The sequence below is a fragment of the Streptomyces sp. NBC_01549 genome, from assembly GCF_026339955.1.
In the GTDB taxonomy this organism is placed as follows: Bacteria; Actinomycetota; Actinomycetes; order Streptomycetales; family Streptomycetaceae; genus Streptomyces.
Window position 1 is genome coordinate 4,491,646 of the sequence record NZ_JAPEPW010000001.1, and the last position, 17,716, is coordinate 4,509,361.

12 protein-coding genes and 1 pseudogene are annotated in these 17,716 nt (G+C 66.8%); 9 read left to right on the forward strand and 4 right to left on the reverse strand.

Annotated features, from left to right (window positions below; translation table 11 throughout):
- Positions 1–563 precede the first annotated feature (563 nt).
- Complete coding sequence (locus OG819_RS20015) at positions 564–932, reverse strand: hypothetical protein (RefSeq protein WP_266650730.1); 369 nt, start codon at positions 930–932, stop codon at positions 564–566.
- Between the two features lie 143 nt (positions 933–1,075).
- Here OG819_RS20015 and OG819_RS20020 point away from each other — a divergent pair.
- Positions 1,076–1,370, forward strand: a pseudogene (locus OG819_RS20020) (transposase); the annotation flags it as partial.
- A gap of 160 nt (positions 1,371–1,530) precedes the next feature.
- Here the strand turns inward: OG819_RS20020 and OG819_RS20025 are convergent.
- Positions 1,531–2,607 carry a zinc-dependent alcohol dehydrogenase family protein gene (locus OG819_RS20025; protein WP_266650731.1) on the reverse strand — a complete coding sequence of 359 codons (1,077 nt, stop codon included), beginning with the start codon at positions 2,605–2,607 and terminating at the stop codon, positions 1,531–1,533.
- 394 nt (positions 2,608–3,001) lie between these two features.
- Here OG819_RS20025 and OG819_RS20030 point away from each other — a divergent pair, with 394 nt between their 5' ends.
- On the forward strand, positions 3,002–3,199 hold the full coding sequence (locus OG819_RS20030; RefSeq protein ID WP_266650732.1) for a hypothetical protein: 198 nt from the start codon (positions 3,002–3,004) through the stop codon (positions 3,197–3,199).
- Positions 3,200–3,994: 795 nt separating this feature from the next.
- Positions 3,995–5,251, forward strand: coding sequence for a group II intron reverse transcriptase/maturase (gene ltrA, locus OG819_RS20035; protein ID WP_266649880.1), 1,257 nt, complete (start codon positions 3,995–3,997; stop codon positions 5,249–5,251).
- Between the two features lie 602 nt (positions 5,252–5,853).
- Here the strand turns inward: ltrA and wecB are convergent.
- Positions 5,854–7,119 carry a non-hydrolyzing UDP-N-acetylglucosamine 2-epimerase gene (wecB, locus tag OG819_RS20040; protein ID WP_323138130.1) on the reverse strand — a complete coding sequence of 422 codons (1,266 nt, stop codon included), beginning with the start codon at positions 7,117–7,119 and terminating at the stop codon, positions 5,854–5,856.
- A gap of 338 nt (positions 7,120–7,457) precedes the next feature.
- Between wecB and OG819_RS20045 the strand changes: the two genes are divergently transcribed.
- On the forward strand, positions 7,458–8,288 hold the full coding sequence (locus OG819_RS20045; RefSeq protein ID WP_266650733.1) for a WecB/TagA/CpsF family glycosyltransferase: 831 nt from the start codon (positions 7,458–7,460) through the stop codon (positions 8,286–8,288).
- 87 nt (positions 8,289–8,375) lie between these two features.
- Positions 8,376–9,617, forward strand: coding sequence for a UDP-N-acetyl-D-mannosamine dehydrogenase (wecC, locus tag OG819_RS20050; RefSeq protein WP_266624803.1), 1,242 nt, complete (start codon positions 8,376–8,378; stop codon positions 9,615–9,617).
- Between the two features lie 65 nt (positions 9,618–9,682).
- Here the strand turns inward: wecC and OG819_RS20055 are convergent, their stop codons facing one another.
- The gene (locus OG819_RS20055) at positions 9,683–10,105 is read right to left on the reverse strand and encodes a methyltransferase domain-containing protein (RefSeq protein ID WP_266624802.1); all 423 of its coding nucleotides are present in this window, start codon (positions 10,103–10,105) and stop codon (positions 9,683–9,685) included.
- 211 nt (positions 10,106–10,316) lie between these two features.
- On the opposite strand from OG819_RS20055, the gene OG819_RS20060 reads away from it, so the two are divergent.
- The 4 genes from OG819_RS20060 (at position 10,317) to asnB (ending at position 17,706) form a co-directional block, all read left to right on the forward strand.
- The gene (locus OG819_RS20060) at positions 10,317–11,915 is read left to right on the forward strand and encodes a glycosyltransferase family 4 protein (protein ID WP_266624801.1); all 1,599 of its coding nucleotides are present in this window, start codon (positions 10,317–10,319) and stop codon (positions 11,913–11,915) included.
- A 95-nt stretch (positions 11,916–12,010) separates the two neighbouring features.
- Entirely contained in the window at positions 12,011–13,984 is a 1,974-nt protein-coding gene (locus OG819_RS20065; protein ID WP_266650734.1) for an alginate lyase family protein, read from the forward strand.
- 204 nt (positions 13,985–14,188) lie between these two features.
- A complete protein-coding gene (locus OG819_RS20070; RefSeq protein ID WP_266650735.1) occupies positions 14,189–15,784 on the forward strand; it encodes a glycosyltransferase family 4 protein in 1,596 nt (531 codons plus the stop codon).
- Positions 15,785–15,786: 2 nt separating this feature from the next.
- Positions 15,787–17,706: an asparagine synthase (glutamine-hydrolyzing) gene (gene asnB / locus OG819_RS20075; RefSeq protein WP_266650736.1), complete on the forward strand. Its 1,920-nt coding sequence runs from the start codon at positions 15,787–15,789 to the stop codon at positions 17,704–17,706.
- Positions 17,707–17,716 lie beyond the last annotated feature (10 nt).

Genomic DNA, 17,716 nt, shown 5'->3' on the forward strand with positions numbered 1-17,716 from the left:
CGGCGCGCTGCGTGTCTCGCCCTCGGCGCGGCCCTTCAGGTCACGTTCCTCGTGAATCTCTCCGGTGTCTGTCCACTGCTTGCCGATCTCCGGGGTAGCCGTGTGGATCAGCAGCTCACACCACTGGTCCCCGGCGTCGAGGCTGGGAAGCGTCACGTCTTGCACGCGCATGGCTACGGCTTCCTCGGGTCGCAGAGCGCAGTAGTACAACGGGGCGAAGAACGCGTGCGGCCGCTGTCCTCCACGGGGCCGGCGCCGGATCCAGTCGAAGAGCGCCGCCGCCTGGTCCGCGTTCAGCAAGGACCGCTTGTCCACGGCGTTGCTAATCTTGGTGACAGCCGCTGACTCCTTCCCCTTGGGGAGGGGGTTGCTCCGCAGGACGCGCTGCCGGATCGCATGCTTCATGACGACGTTGAGGATCCGGCGGTGGCGCTTCCTGGACCAGGCCGCCGCCTGCTTACCGTCGAGGCGCGTGTCGACGGCTCGCAGGGCCCCATCGACTCTCTCTGCCTCCTCCCAGGCCGAGACCGGCAGAGAGTTGCGCTCCACCCACCTGAGAATGGTCACCACGTCTCTCGCGGGGCGTCCGCATGGCGGGTCGAGTCGAACGCCCATTCGCGCAGCGCGGTCCGCACGGGCACCGGGGCGAACTGGGTCGGCTGGACGCGCAGCAGTGCGATGGTGGCCGCCGTCAGGGTCTTGGCTGTGTTCTTACGGCTGTTGCCGCCGAGCTCCGGCCAACGGGCATTCACGTACTCGACGGCCAACGTGTACCAGGTCATCGAAGCCGACTTGGAGTGGTGGGACACCGGCAGCCCGGTGGCGATGACGAAGGCCTCGCCCTTCCCCGTTGCCCGGATGAGTTCGGAGCGGAAGCCCTCGGCGAGGGTGGCAGTCCCGAAGGGCTCACGCCAGCGCTTGTCCGCGACCACCCAACGCACGGTGTACGTGGTCTTCCGGGCGCCCTTGTAGGTGAGAGATGCGTCTGATGACGGAGACCGCCGTGGAGAACGAACAGGCGGAGCAGGTGGTTCAGGCGCCGTCGAGTGCGGTGTCGGACGAGCAGCTCGTTGCGATGCTGGTTGACCGGGCCCGGAACGAGGGGCTGCAACTGACCGGGCGAGGGTGGGCTGTTGCAGCAGCTGACTAGGCGGGTGCTGGAGCCTGCCCTGGAGGGCGAGATCACCGACCACGTCGGCTACGAGAAACATGATCCGGCCGGGAAGAACAACGGCAACAGCCGCAACGGCACCCGGTCCAAGACCGTGCTGACCGACGTCGGCCCGGTCGAGATGAAGGTGCCCCGCGACACCGCCGGCACCTTCGAGCCGCAGATCGTCAAGAAGCGGCAGCGCCGCCTGACCGGCGTCCCTGGACCCGACGGGGAAGGGCCGCAAGCGATGGACCATGCGCTGGAAGGCCCCACTCGATGCCTTCCAGATCGCCTTCGCGGGGCGCCTGACCCCGCCGAGCGACAACTGGCACCTCAACAACCAAGATCAGCCGTTAAATTGACACACCCACCGCGTCCTACCTTTCGTCTTGGTCTTGGCCATCCTCGAAGACGAAGAGCGGTTTTGCGCCATGTGCGGGTGCTTCGGCGAACGAGATGGCTTCAGTGAAGCGTTCGAGCGGGAACGGCTCGCCTTGGGGGATGCTCAGCACTTCATCAGCGACGAGACTGCGAACCTCGGACAGCGCGCGCAGTGCATCCGCAGGTGAAGCAGTGCCGAACCAGCGGTTCAGCCAGAAGCCACGGACTGCTTTGGTCTCGTAGATAACCGAGCGCGCCAGCAGCGGGATCGTCAGTGCTGCCGGGTCAGTCTGCCGATGGGTAGAGAGCGCGCCGTAGACCACGACCTCTCCTCCCGGAGCCAATGTCTGGGATACCTGGGCACCCACGTGGCCCGCGACACAGTCGATGGCCTTGCGCACGCCAGTCGATCCTGCAATCTCGGCCACACGCTGCAGCAGGTCCTCGTCCTCAGTGCAAATGACCTCGTCACCACCAAGCGCCTTGATCTCCTCGACGGCATCGCGCCGCCGCACGACATTGATCGTGCGAATACCCAGATGTCTGGCCAGCTGAATGACGAGCCGGCCGACGGTGGAGCCCGCGGCCGTCTGCAACAACCATTCACCCGGCTGTACGTCGAGTTCGCGAGACACGAGGAGCAGCGCGGTCAACGGGTTGACGGCGAGTTGACAGGCGCTGGAGTCGCTCAGATGGTCGGGGACCGGCAGAAGCCTTCGTGTATCGGCAACAAGGTATTCCTGCCAAGTGCCGGCCACATGCGGCCCGGGTACCGCCGGGACAGCAACGGCCACCACGCGCTCGCCGATCTTCAGTCCCTCGGTATCCGGGCCCAGGGCCTCAATACGGCCCACGCATTCCATGTGACCCCCGACAGTGGGAAACTCGGGGGAGAAACCGTAGCGGCCACGCAGCACGTGCAGATCACTGGCGTGAATCGGAGTCGCCTTCACGCGGATCAACGCCTGACCGGCCTCTGGCGTGGGGATGGGCCGGGATTCCAGCCGCAGGACATCGGCCGGCTCGCCGACCTTTCCGGCTACGAGCGCGCGCATGGATTGTGGCATGGGCATGAGATCTCTCCTTTAGTCGCGCTCGATGTCGCCTTGTCAGTCATTTTCCAGCCGTTTCAGGAGGGAATCTCCTCCTGTGGGCGGCCCCAGCGAGTTCGATGAAATAACCGTAGCACGTTTACCTATGTCTCTTCTTGGCTTTGCGGCGATTGTCGTACATTCGTCGCGGCTTACGGCGGGCAATGACAAGCCCAATGGCGTGGCTGAGGCTGGGGGGGCGAGGCACATGCGCGCATGATCTGTCCGCGCGCCTAGCACCGTGGTGGAACGTCGTCGGCTGTTGTTCTTCGTGGTGCCCGCCGCTCACTGCGAGATCGTCTACGAGATCCCCGTCAACCGCTAGCAGGACAGCTCCGGGTCAAGGTCGTAGTCCCTCGGCTCGTATCGTGACGTCATGCGAAACGAGAGGCACGATGAGCGGCTGTCGGACGAGGAGTTGGAGCTGTTCCTCCAGTACCTCCACAGGTTCGCGAATCATGACCTTGATCTCTTCGCCCTCATGCAGGTGGGAGACCCTGAGCACCCCGCCTACGTGTCCTTCAGCAGGAAGCCGGAAACAGGTGTCGACCCGTCGGCCTACCGGCGGCCGTAGAGCCGTAAGCGCCGTAGACCGGCTCCGGCCCGTGTCGAATGTGTGTCGACGGCAGGTGACGAGCCGCCGGCGGAAGGGGTAGCCGCCCAGGTCAGTGACCCATCCCTGGCGAACACGGCAGGCGCCTTCTCAGCGCTTGGCCGCAGGTTCGAGTCCTGCCGGGGGCGCCTACACCACGCCCTCCCATCCATCGGGAGAGCGTTTCTGCTGGTCGTGTGTCACGAACGCTGAAGGAGGCGTCGATGTAGGAGCTTCTGGAAGCGGTGCTGTGCAGGAGATGGAGGTAGGTCCTCCGGGGTCGCCCTGCAGGGGGAGGCTTCAAACCACCGCAGGCTGCGTCGGTTAAGTGCCGTTCGTGGTGAGCGCTGCGGGAAAAGGCGCGACCTGATCGCGTCAGGTGTGGGTCAGGAAGGCGAGCGGGAGCGAACCGCTGATGACGTGTCGTAACAAATTCCAGTGGCGTCGAAACCAGGGCGAGACCAGGGCTCTGGGACAAGTCCGGGGGGAGCCTGCTGACTGCCCGGATGGCGTCCGGCATGTAGGCGGCGCGAGCCTGACCTGGGCTCTTGCATGGAACGTGAGAACCTGTCGCCCCGATACTGCTGCTGGTCCGTGGGGCCGGCGCCGAGAGGGAGATCCCCAAGCGGCCAACACCGCAAGGGGCGGAGTACTGACGCGGGGCACGGGGGCAGACCGTCTCGTAGTAGTGAGGAAGCCCGGTAATGCGGGTGGAGCGAAGGGGACGGATCATCCAGGTCTGCTTGGCGGTCAACCGGAGTTCCCGGGAGGAGCCGGATGAGTGGGCTGAAGTCGTTCGAGATTTCGAAGCATGTGGTCTGGGAGGCGTATCTCAGGGTCAAGGCGAACGGGGGAGCGGCCGGGGTTGATGGCGAGTCGATCGAGCGGTTTGAGGCTGACCTGCGGGGCAACCTCTACAAACTGTGGAATCGCCTGTCGTCGGGCAGCTACTTCCCGCCGCCGGTGCGGATGGTGGAGATCCCCAAGTCTGGGGGATCGGGCAAGGTCAGGGTTCTCGGGGTGCCGACGGTCGCGGACAGAATCGCGCAGACTGCGGCGGCCATGGTCCTGGAGCCGGAGGTGGAACCGATGTTCCACCCCGATTCTTATGGATACCGGCCGCGCAGAAGCGCGCTGGACGCGGTCGCGGCCTGTCGGGAGCGGTGCTGGAGGACGAACTGGACGGTCGATATCGACATCCAGGGGTTCTTCGACAACCTCGACCACGACCTGGTCCTCAAGGCGGTGGCCCACCACACCGACCAGCGGTGGATTCTGCTGTATGTGGAGCGCTGGCTGAAGGCTCCGCTGCGGCACAAGAGTGGCGAACTGGTCGCGCGGGATCGTGGGAGTCCCCAGGGCTCGGCGATCTCGCCCCTGTTGGCGAACCTGTTCATGCACTACGCGTTCGACACCTGGATGGATCGGGTCTTCCCGGGTGTCCGGTTCGAGCGCTACTGCGACGACATGGTGGTTCACTGCCGCACCGAGGCCGAGGCGCACCAGGTGCGTCAGGCGATCGGCCAGCGGCTGGCCGAGTGCGGGGGCTTGCGGCTGCATCCCGACAAGACCCGCATCGTGTACTGCAAGGATGGCAAGAGGCGTGGTTCGTACGAGCACGTCTCGTTCACCTTCCTCGGGTACACGTTCCGCTCGCGGAAAGTCCGGTCGAGGACGGGGAGTTACTTCTTCGGCTTCAACCCGGCGATCAGCGACGAGGCGGCCAAGCGCATCCGGGCGCAGATCCGCCGATGGCGGCTGCACTTGCGCAGTGGGTCGTCCCTGGCAGACCTTGCACGGGAGATCAATCCCGTCGTGCGGGGATGGATCAGCTACTACGGGCGGTTCTATCCGTCCGCGTTGGTCCCGAGCCTGAAGGGCATCGATCAGTATCTGATGCGATGGGCCGTGCAGAAGTACAAGCGGCTCCGGCGTCGCCGGAGCCGGGCATGGCAGGGCTTGGAGAAGACCGCCAAGCTCTACCCGGGGCTCTTCGCCCACTGGAAACTCCTCCGGCCTCGAACGACCGGGTGATGGGAGCCGTGTGAATCGAGAGGTTCACGCACGGTTCTGAGAGAGCCGGGAGGTGAGATCCCTCCCGGCTACTCGCTAGGGGCGGTTTGATGAGCCTGGCAGAGTGGTTGCGCGGGAGCTGCTGGACCCTCTGGCCGAGTCGGCGACAGTGTGGCTGGAGTTGCTTTTGTCCGGCATCTGACGGGTGGCCTTCCCGAAAACGTCCCGAAATTCGGGAAGCGGTCACTCTGGGTCGGGAGCGTCGTCGGCAACCGCTGAGGCGCTTCGACGCGATGCTGGAGCTCGGCGAGCCGGCTTAGGATGCGGCGGGCGCAGGTCGGGAGCAGGACGGGGACGCTGTTGTCGCCGCGCCTGGGCCGCCGACTGGAAACCTGGGCTGCCCGCCACGTCTTCACGCACAACGACGGCATCGTGTACGAGAAGTACCTCGCTGCCCGTACCGCGGGGCACGGGCAGCTTCGGGGCGCTCGGGCCGCGACCGCTCACCAGGCGGTGGCGTGCGGCGGCCACACCGTCGTGACGGCTCCGCGAGCTGCCCGGCCCCACGGCGACGACAGCTGCCCCGCTCTCCGGACGCGCTCGGCGCTTTTCAGGCGACCTCCCTACAGGTTGCTGCCACTGCCCGAGAGGGAGAACCGGAGCCCGTCCGCTTCGAGGTCGGTGGCGGCTGCATCGGGCCGACGGGACTGCGCCGGGAGGTCGTCCGCGGTCGTCGCGGCGGCGGCCGTGACCGCCGTACCGGTGAAGTCCGCCGGCGCCTCGCACAGTCCGAACCAGTGCCCCAGGGCCTGAACCGTGCGTTCCGCCGCGAGCCCGTCACCATAGGGATTCACCGCCTGCGCCATCTTCGCGTGTGCCCCGGGGTCTCGGAGCAACCGTGTCACCTCCGCCACGATGCGCGCAGCGTCCGTGCCGACGAGCGCCACGGTGCCGGCGGTCACCCCCTCGGGACGCTCGGTGGCCTCGCGCATCACCAGTACCGGCTTGCCGAGACTCGGTCCCTCCTCCTGGACACCACCGCTGTCCGTGAGGATCAGGTGCGCACGGTTCATCAGATGAGCGAAGCCCTCGTAGTCCAGCGGCTCGACGACCCTCACATTTTCCAGTCCCGCGACCTTGGGCAGGATGGCGGCCCGTACCGCCGGGTTGCGGTGGATGGGGAAGACCACCAGCAGGTCGGGATGGAGCGCGGCCAGTGAGGCGAGGGCGCCACCGATGGACTCCATGCCCTCGCCCCAGGACTCACGGCGGTGTGCTGTGACCAGGAGGACTCGCCGGGAGTCCGTCTCCAGGAGCCCAACGGTGGGGTCGGACACCTGGCCGGCAGTGCGGGCCAGGGTCCTCAGCAGGGCGTCGATGACCGTGTTGCCGGTGACGACGACCGACTTCTCTTCGACTCCTTCGCGCAGGAGATTCTGCCGTGCGCTCGAAGTCGGTGCCAGATGCAGGTCCGCCAGCCGGGTGGTGAGCCGGCGGTTCATCTCCTCGGGGTAGGGCGAGTACTTGCTTCGCGTTCGCAGCCCCGCTTCGAGATGGATGACGGGGATCTTCTGGTAGAAGGCGGCCAGCGCACCGGCGAGCGTGGTGGTGGTGTCGCCCTGGACGAGCACCGCGTCCGGCTGCTCCTTCTCGAGAACCGGCCGGAGCCGGTGCAGCGTGCGGTTGGTGATGTCCGTCAGAGTCTGTCCGGCGGTGAGGATGTCCAGGTCGTAGTCGGGCGCGATGCCGAACAGCCGGTTCACCTGGTCGAGCATCGACCGGTGCTGCCCGGTGACCGCGACCAGTGGCTCGAAGTCGGCCGATTCGCGTAGTGCCTCGATAGCGGGGGCCATTTTGATCGCTTCGGGACGGGTTCCGTAAACGGCCATGATTCGCTTCAAGGTTCGCCTCTGACTGTGGGGGTGGGCGTACTGGTGTGTATGCAGCTAGCTATCCCGCCGGACGGCGTCCGGGACGGAGGCGAGCGCGCCGGTCGGCTGGCAGGATGAGAGAAATCGCTCTTTCAGGTCGTCCTTGATCGGCCATACCGCTGTTTGCCTCTCCCTTTCGACAGGGGAAGGTTCACCGTGACGGCCCGTCAAGCGTCCGTGGCAGTCCGGCGTCGACTGTCGGAAAGGAGGAACCGGCGCCGTGCGGTGGTCCGTTCGAGTTGCATTTCCGGCCCGTGGCGCACTTTGGGACCCTGTGGGCGTCAATTGGACTTAGCGTGGCGGACACGTCCACTGTCCAGGCGGAGGCTATGGGGCCAGACAATGTTCCCGCACCGATGGACCGGTCTCACCGCTTGAGTGACACAGTTCCGGTTTCCGTCTGCGGGTTGCCAGTGCACGCGCTCACCCTGGCGGAAAGTATCGCCGCGGCCGATGAGTTGATCGCCGATGGGCGACCTCACCAACACGTCTCGGTGAACGCGGCGAAAATCGTCAGGGCCCAACGGGATTCCGAGCTGGCACGCATTATCCGTTCCTGCGAGCTGGTCAATGCCGACGGGCAAGCTGTGGTGTGGGCCGGCCGGATGCTCGGACGTCCTCTTCCGGAACGAGTCACCGGCATCGACTTCATGCTGGCGCTGTGGGAGCGAGCGGCGTGCGAGCGCTATCGGGTCTTCCTGCTGGGTGCCGAGCCTGCCGTGGTGCGCCGGGTGGCGGCCATCGCGACGAGCCGGGGCGTGGACGTCGTCGGATACCGCGACGGCTACTGGTCGGACGAACAGGAGCCCAAGGTGGTGGCCGCCGTCCGCGCGGCCCGTCCCGACCTCCTCTTCCTCGCGGTGCCGACGCCGCGGAAGGAGTACTTCCTCGCCCGGCACCTGGCCGATCTGAACTGCGGACTGGCAGTGGGCGTCGGCGGGTCTTTCGACGTGGTGGCCGGGATCAGGGCTCGTGCGCCCCGATGGATGCGCAATGTCGGCCTGGAGTGGTCCTTCCGGCTCATGCAGGAGCCACGGCGTCTGTTCGTCCGCTACCTCATCGGCAATACCGCGTTCGTCCTGCTGGTCCTGCGCGACGCCGTGATGCAGCGGAAAACGCACAGGTAGCGCCGTGGCTGTTCCGCCCTCCCCGCACTTCAGCGGCGAACCGCCGCAGCCCCTGTGCTCCTTTACGAAGTTCAGAAAGGAACTCGTGTGTTCAGCACTGTCTCCGTTGTAGGGCTCGGTTACATCGGGCTGCCGACCGCTGCCGCACTCGCCACCAAGGGAGTGGACGTCGTCGGCGTGGACGTCAACCAGGTCACAGTCGACCTGATCAACGCCGGACAGGCGCCCTTCGTGGAACCGGACCTCGCCGTCGCGGTGAGCGGCGCGGTTGCGATGGGACGCCTGCGCGCCTCCTCGCAGACCGAGCCTGCCGACGCCTTCATCATCGCCGTCCCCACTCCCGTGGGCGAGGACCGGGAACCGGATCTGTCGTACGTCCGGGACGCGGCGGCATCGGTGGCCGACGTGCTGCAACCGGGCGCTCTCGTGGTGCTGGAGTCGACGTCGCCGCCGGGAACGACGCTGCGGCTCTCCGAGTGGCTGGCCGAGCGACGACCGGACCTCACCTTCCCGCACAGCGCCGGCAGTGCCGCGGACGTGCACGTCGCACACTGCCCGGAGCGCGTCCTGCCGGGCAGGATCATGATCGAGATCGTCACCAACGACCGTTTGATCGGCGGGGTGAGCGAATGCTGCGGCGCTCGGGCGAAGGGCCTGTACGAGCTGTTCACCCAGGGGAAGTGCCATGTCACGGACGCCACCACCGCCGAGATGGCCAAGTTGACCGAGAATGCGTTCCGCGATGTCAACATCGCGTTCGCCAATGAGCTGTCGATGATCTGCGACCACCTCGGCATCGACACAGCTGACGTGATCTCACTGGCCAACCGGCACCCACGGGTGAACATCCTGCAGCCGGGCCCAGGGGTGGGCGGCCACTGCATCGCCGTCGATCCGTGGTTCATCGTCAGTGCGGCCGGCGAGCAGGCCCGGCTGATCAGAACCGCCCGGCAGGTCAACGATGCCAAGCCGACCCATGTGATCGCGGAGGTGTCGAGGACCGCGGCGCGTTTCAAGGACCCCGTCATCGCCTGCCTTGGACTGGCGTTCAAGGCCAACGTGGACGACCTGCGGGAGAGTCCCGCTCTGCACATCGCCGCCGAACTCGCCCGGCAGGAGGTGGGTCGTCTGCTGGTGGTCGAGCCGCACATCACCGAACTGCCCTCCGTGCTCGCGGACACGGGTCAGGCGAAGCTCGTGGATCTCGAGGCGGCCCTCAACGAGTCGGACCTGATCGTGCTGCTCGTCGACCACGACGCCTTCCACGGTGTGAAGCGCACCATGGTGCGGGGCAAGGTCGTCTTCGACACCCGCGGTCTGTGGCACTGACGTTTCTCGTGCCTGACAGCACATCCGGGGGGCCGGGTACCACAGGGGGACCCGGCCCGGCCCGGTCAGCGGCGGCCGGTGATGATGACGTACCAGCCGAAAGGACGCAGCCAACGCGGCAGCAGGTGGCCGTGCAGCGACGGGTGTTCGACGGTCACCCGGACGTCATGGAATCTGGAGAAGAGCTGCTTGGCCGACCGACGGCTGTACAGGCGCACCAGTGGACGGTTCTTGAGCTGCGCCGCGCCGAACTCGAGCTCCGGCAGGTAATCGCGCCAGCTCTGCGTGCGCCAGCGCTTGCCGACGAGGTAAGTGATGGCTTTCTCCGCAGCGAACATGCTGTGTTTGTGGTAGAGCGGCACCATGAACGTAGCCCCTGGACGTATGACCCGCCACATTTCTGATACGGCCTGCTCCGGGTGATCAGTGTGATGCAGGACGCCGAAGGAATAGACCCCGCTGAAGATCGCATCGGGATACGGCCTCATGCCAACAGGTTGCGCTGGTCACCCGTTCAGAGGAATGAAATAGCCCTCATGGGCGCAACTTTGCTATGTCGAGCCATTCAACGGGTATTACCCGGGATCTGCCTCATATCTTCTCCTGTGTTCGAGCACCGCACGGTCGCCACAGGAGGTTCCGCTGACTACGCATCAAGTCCGGCAAAGCGAGACGGATAAGCATCGGCGCTGGGCGGTAGTGGCTGAGTCGAGAACACAGATCGTCGAAGCCCGGGCCGCTGCCGTGGCGACGCTGGGGCGGGAACCCGAACTCGTGATCGCCGCGTCCGACGCTCTTCGGGACATCCTCGGATACCGTGCCGAGATCCAGCGACGCGGTGTATCGGCAGTCGCGCTGTTCAGCAGCGACGCGTCCCGCCGTGCCTACACGACCGTCTACGAACTACTCCTTGCCCTGGCACCGGTTCAGGAACGGCGGATCATCGATGCCCGTCACCCCGGGAAGCCGCTGGCTGTCGGCAACGCGTGGTTGTTGGGAGCGCGGTGTGCGCTGGACGCCGCAACCGCCACGGGGCTCGTCGTGGGGGAGCTGGCCCGCGGCACCAGCCCCGAGCTCCCCGGACCGGTCAGCCCCTCCACGTCGCGGTGGATTCTTGCGCTATGGCGGGACGCTGCCGAGTCGAGCGTCGGCGGGGCGGTCAATCACGTGTCCGGAATCCTCGCCGGATTTCGCCGTCTGGGCTGGCAGGTAGCCCTGGTGACCAACGGTGAGCCGCCCGAGCAGCTGAGATCCGCGGTCGACGTGCTCGAGGTCACCGCGCCGCTGCCGCGCGGCGCCCGGTTCACCAAGGAGTCGGCCTGGGTCGCGTCCAACAACGCGATGCACGAAGTCGCGCTCTCACTCGCTCGTCGGATGCCCCCGGCGTTCGTGTATCAGCGCAACGCCTTCCTGTGCCGGGTCGGTGCCGACCTGAGCCGACAGTTGGCTGTCCCGATGGTGCTGGAGTGGAACAACTCCGTCGTATGGGCGAACCGGAACTGGTACCAGCAGGGACCCCAGAGCCGGCTGTTCCAGATGATCGGAGACCGGATCGAGCGGTATTCGGCGCGCAGCGCCACACTCGTGGCGGCGGTGTCACGCAAGGCGGCAGAAATGGCCACGGAGCAGGGGGCCGATCCCGCGGCGGTCGCCGTGGTCACCAACGCTGTGGACGCCGAGTCAGTCCCGGCGCCTCCCCCGATTCCAGCCCGACAGGAGGTGTTGCTCGGGTGGGTCGGCGGCTTCGGGCGGTATCACGGCGTTGAGGTCGCCATCGAGAGCCTGCGCGACCTGCCCGACGATGTGGAACTTCTCCTCATCGGTGACGGGCCGGAACGTGGGACCTGCGAGAAACTGGCAAGGCGGCTGAGCGTCCACGACCGCATCACCTGGACGGGCGCGCTCCCCCGCTCGGAAGCGCTCCGGATGCTCTCCTGCTGCGACATCCTCGTATCTCCGCACTGCTGGACGGCGAAGGGCTCCTTCTTCGGCTCGCCAGTCAAGCTGTTCGAGTACATGGCGCTGGGACGCCCGATCGTGGCCAGTCGCCTGGAACAGATCAGCGAGATCCTCCAGGACGGTGTCACCGCGGTGCTCACCGAGCCGGGTGATCCTGTCGACCTTGCGCGAGGCGTCACTCGCGTTCTGGCACGTTCGGACCGCGGAATGGCGCTCGGCGCAAGCGCGCGGCAGGAAGCACTGGAGCTTCACACCTGGGAACGGCGAGCGGAGCAGATCCTTGCTCGGCTGCCCATGCAAGCAGCACACCTGGCGGGGGCGGGAACTGACCATGTGTGAGATCACCCGGATGTACGGCGCCTGCGCGTCGGCCCGGCAATACGGCGTCCCTGTGCCGAACGAGCTGACCGATCGCATGCTGGGCAGGTGCACCGTTGGCGGCGTCTGACGACACGGGACGGCACCAGCTCCGGCTGGAGCGGCTGAGGCGGCGCGTCGCTATCGCCTCGGGGCTCAGTCCGGGACTGCTCGCCGCCGAAGTGGGCTGGCATCTTCTCCGCACCGGGTGCCAGGCTCTCGCCGACGCCAGGGAGCGGGCTGTCCTGGCGCATCGTGCGTCGGCCGAGCCCTGGCGGCACTATCTGCTGGGCCCCAACACAGGCGCCCGGCCAAGGCCGGCGACGATGGAGGTGGAACGCTGTCTGCGCGAGGCGGACGCCGCGCTCGACGGGAGGTTCCCGGTGCTGGGCTATGGGACCCTGGCGATGGGCACCGAAGGCAGAAGCTGGCATCACGACCCTGTCCACGGGTTCACCTGGCCCCTTCACCACCACCGGGGCATCGGCTCTGCCCCGGGACAGGGGGACATCAAGGTCCCCTGGGAAGTGAGCCGCCTGCAGTGGCTGGTCGCACTCGCCCGTGCTCACGCGTACACCTCCGATTCCCGGTACCACAAGGGGGCGACGGAGCTGCTGCGCTCCTGGGCCGAGGCCAATCCCCCAGGCTGGGGCCCGAACTGGGTCAATGCGATGGAGGCTGGAATCCGCGCCGCCAATCTCGTCTGGGCTGCGGAGATCCTCGATGATCCGGCCTTCACCGCGTTGACCGGCGGGATGTTGCGTGATCACGGCCGGTACATCATGGCTCATCTCGAATACACTCCGCGGCTGGCGATGAACCACTATCTCGCCGACATTGTCGGGCTGGTCCATGCGGGCGGGGCTCTGCGCCACAGCAGGGTCGGCCGGTTCTGGCTCCGGTTCGGCGGCTGGCAGTTGCAGCGCGAAATTCTCAAGCAGTTCCACCCGGACGGTTCCAACTTCGAAGCGTCACTGGGCTATCACCGTCTCTCGACGGAACTGGCGCTGATGGGCCTGCTCGCACTCCGGCGCCTCGGCGTCCCCGTACGGCACGAAGTGATGACGCGTTTCGAGTCGGCGGTTGGGGCGCTGGCCGACCTGACCGGACCCCATGGCCTGCTCCCTGCGGTGGGAGACGAGGACAGCGGTCTCGTAGTCGGTCTGCAGTCCGAGCGGGAAGCACGGGACACTTCGCCGGTCATCGCGGCCGCCTCGGCAGTGCACAACGCTCGGGTGCCCACAGAATTGACCGGGCCCGAACTGGCACAGTGGTGCGGTGCGGGCCCGAGCCGGCCGCGTGCTGCGCCGCGGTCCGCGGCGTTCCCCGCCAGCGGTTGGTACGTGCTGAGCGCCGGGCCCTACTGGTGTCTGGCGGAGTGCGGTGGTGTCGGACAGCGTGGCAACGGCGGCCACGGACACAACGACACGTTGTCATTCGTCCTGTGCGTCGACGGCAGGGAGGTCGTCACGGACCCTGGCACAGGCGTGTACACCCCGGATCCCCGTCTTCGGAACGAGCTCCGCGCCACGCGCTCACACTCCACGGTCGAGGTGGACGGAGCCGAGCAGAACCGCTTCGACCCAGAGGCCCTGTGCGCCCTGCAGAACGAGGACCGTGCTCGGGTGGTTGCCTGCCACGAGGACGACTCCGGGAGGCACTTCCTCGACGCTGTCCACGAGGGGTACTGCCGGCTGGACGATCCGGTGCTGCACCGGCGTCGGTTCGACCTGTCCCAGTACGGTCTGATCGTCCGCGACGAGATCAGCTGCCATGCGGCGCATACTCTCGTGCTCAGCCTTCCGCTGGGGCCGGGGGTGGTGGCCGAACTGGGCGGGGACGGTGTCTTGCTGTCCGTCCAGGGCACAGCTGTCCGTCTGAGCCAGACCGACGGCCCTCCGCTGTCCTTTCGCGTGGAGGAGATGCCGCGGTCGGCTGCTTACGGCCAGGTCACCCGCAGTCGAGTTCTGCGCGCCACGTTGTCTGTCGACGGTTCGACCGCTTGGGCATTGCGGTTCCGGCGGCTGGAGGCGCCGAACGAAAGGGTCTGACGGCTGTGATGCGGAGCCATCCACACGGAGTATCACCGTCACTCTTTAGGAGAGGATGCACCTAAAAGGTGCGTATCGGTGTAACTGGCGCAGTTTTGGCCCATACGCTCGCATCGCTGGAGCGCACACATCGCCCTGGAGGTTCCGCTGACTGCGCATCATGTTCGACAAGCTGACTCGAGCGGACGTCGGCGGTGGGCGGTGTTGGCCGAGTCGCGCTACCACGTCGTCGGGGTCAGCGCTGCGGCCGCCACCATCTTCGGCCTGGAACCCGTACTGGTCATGGCCGCGTCCGACGCTGTCCGGAACTTCCCCGGCTATTGCGCCAATCTCCGGCGCAATGGCATCTCGGGCGTCGCACTGTTCTGCAACGACGCGGCCCGCCGACCCTATGCGACCCCTTACGAACTACTTGTCGCGTTGTCGCCTGTGAGTGAGCGGAGAATCATCGACGCGAGCCGCCCCGGTGAGGAGTTGCCCGTCGGCGGTGCGGCGCCGCTGATGTTCCGCTGCGCGTTGGACGCCGTCACCGCCCCCAGCCATGTCCTGCGGGGCCTGACCGCCCACAGGGCCGACCACCGAAAGGGCGCACGCCCGGCCGAACAGCACGAGGCGCCGTGGGTGCTCGCGCTGTGGCGGGACGCGGGCGAGACCCGGGTAGGCGGGGCGGTCAGCCATGTGTCGGGCATCCTCGCCGGGTTCCGGCAACTTGGCTGTCAGGTTGCCCTGGTCACCAACGGCGAACCGCCCGAGCAGTTGCGATCCGCGGTGGATGTGGTGGAGGTCGCTGCGCCGTTGCCACGCAGTGCTCGGTTCACCAGAGGGTCCGCCCGGGTGGCCGCCAACAGCTCGATGCGTCGTGCCGCCCTCGCCCTTGCCCGCCGTACACCGCCCGCCTTCGTCTACGAGCGCCACGCCTACTTCTGCCGCGTTGGCGCCGATGTGAGCCGGGAGCTTGGCGTCCCGCTGGTGCTGGAGTGGAACAACTCGGCCGTCTGGGCCAATCGGAACTTGTGCCGGCAAGGCCCGCTGAACCGGCTGCTCCAGAGGGCAGGGGCCCAGGTCGAACGGTACTCGGTTGGCAGTGCAACCGTTGTGGCGGCGGTGTCCCAGGCCTCGGCACAGATGGCCAGGCACGCGGGAGCCGACCCGGCAACCGTGGCGGTGGTCGCCAACGCAGTCGACGCCGATTCCATTCCGGCACCTTCGTCGATGCCGGTCCGCGAGGGCGCGCTGGTGGGGTGGAGCGGGAGCTTCGACCCATGGCACGGCGTCGAGGTGGCGATCGAGAGCCTTCGGAATCTCCCAGCGGATGTTGAGCTTGTTCTGATCGGCGACGGACAACAGCGCCCTGGGTACGAGGAACTGGGCCGTCGGCTCGGTGTCCACGACCGCATTACCTGGACCGGCCGCTTGCCCCGCACGGAAGCACTTCAGGTGCTGTCCCGATGTGATGTCCTGGTGTCTCCACACCAATGGGCGGGAAATGGCCCGTTCTTCGGCTCACCCATCAAACTCTTCGAATACATGGCGCTGGGCAGGCCGATCGTTGCCAGCCGACTGGGCCAGATCGGCGAGATCCTCCAGGACGGCGTGACCGCGGTACTTGCGGAGCCGGGCGATCCGGCGGACATCGCGCGGGGAATCACCCGGGTGCTGGCCATGCCGGACCGCGGGGCGGCTTGGGGCGCCAACGCGCGCCGTGAGGCTCTCGAAGAACACACGTGGGACCGGCGGGCAGAACAGATCCTCGCTCGGTTACCGCTGTCCGTCCCCCGTCCGGCAATGGAAAGAGGCTGACCGTGTGTGGGATTACAGGGGTTTACGAGTACGGGCGAGCGGTGGGCAGTGTCACGCCTGACACGGTCGTACGGATGCGTGACACGCTGGGACACCGCGGCCCGGACGGCGCGGGGGTTCACGTGACGCAGAACGGCCGAGTGGGCCTGGGGCACCGGCGACTTGCGATCGTCGACCTTGCGCACGGCGCACAGCCCATGTTCGGCGAGCGCGGTGAGTGCCTGGTCTTCAACGGGGAGATCTACAACTATGCGGTTCTGCGTCGACGTCTCGAAAGCCGAGGAGCACGCTTCCGCACCAACTGCGACACCGAAGTAATCCTTCACGCATACCGGCACTACGGCGACGAGTGCGTTGAACATCTGACAGGGATGTTCGCCTTCGCCCTCTGGGATCCGGCCCGGGGGCGCCTGCTGTTCGCCAGGGACCCGCTGGGTGAGAAGCCCTTCTACTGGACCGTCAAGGACGGCACCTTCCTGTTCGCCTCCGAGACGAAGGCAATCCTGGCGCACCCGCGGATCACGGCAGAGGTCAACACCAGCCTGCTGGACAGCTACCTCGCCAATCTCGTCACGCCCTCGCCGGGGACCCTCTACCGGGACATCAACAAACTGGCCCCTGGAACGGCCGGGTCGTGTGACGCAAGCGGGGTTCGCACCTGGCGGTTCCGGGACGTCACCGCGGACCGCACCTTTCTCGACGTGTCCCTCCCGGAGGCGGCGTCGCAGGTGCGGCACCTGCTGCAACAGTCGGTGCAGGCACGGCTGATGAGTGATGTACCCATCGGTGTCCTGCTGAGCGGAGGCTTCGACTCCACAGCGCTGGTCGCCTTGCTCCGAGAGAGGGCCACTCGCACGTCCACCTTCTCGGTCGGCTTCACCGACGCGCCCGCGCTTGACGAGAGACACGAAGCGCGCTGGGTGGCACGACACTTCGGCACTGATCACCACGAAGTGTCAGTGTCGCCACGTGATGCCATCAAGGCGTTGGCGGCGATGGTGCACCACCAGGACGAGCCGCTGGCGGATCCAGTCTGCATGCCGTTGGGGTTCGTGTGCGAGCTGAGTCGCCAGCGCGGTGTCCCCGTGGTGTTGGCGGGCGAGGGGGCCGACGAGCTCTTCTGGGGCTATCCCGCCTATGCCCGTGTGATGCGCCTACAGCGTGCGCTCCGAGCCGTCCGGGCACTGCCCGCGGCCGCCCGCCGGGTCGTACCGCATCTGGTGCCCGCATCACGTCGTGGCTGGACCTTCGACACCCTTATTGCAGCCGCGCACGGCAGACAGCTCCCGATGCACTACCCGCTTGGTCTGTCCAGGTCGCTGCGCTCGGCGGTGCTTGTGCCTCGTCCGTACGACCCGCCGTGGACACCGGCCGAGCCGGCGATCGACGAGACACACATGGAGACTCTTGCGTTCGACACCCAGCACTACGAGTTTGCCCTGCGTCTGCCGGAGCTGCTGCTCATGCGGATCGACCGCTTCTCGATGGCCCACTCCGTGGAGGCGCGGGTACCGTTCCTCGACCCCGATCTCGTGGCGTTCGCCTACCGGCTGCCCGTCCACCACAAGCTGGATGAAGGGCGGACCAAGGTGGTCCTGCGCCGCGCCCTCGCCGACATCATGCCCGAGCGGGTGATGAACCGCCCCAAACAGGGCTTCGGCGCTCCGACTGCTCACTGGCTGCGAGGGACCATGGGGCAGGTGCTCATCGATCTTCTGACCGGCTCGTCGATGAGGCGTTACTTCTGTATCGAAACCCTCGCCGGCATGGTCGCCGACCACCGTGCCGGCCGTGCACGCAACGAGTGGGTCTTGTGGCCCATCCTCAACTTCGCTGTGTGGCACCGGATTTGGATCGAAGGAGATTCACCGGATGAGTTGACGGAAAAGATGCTCGGCAGGTGCACCGTTGACGCAGGTTGACGACGCTCGC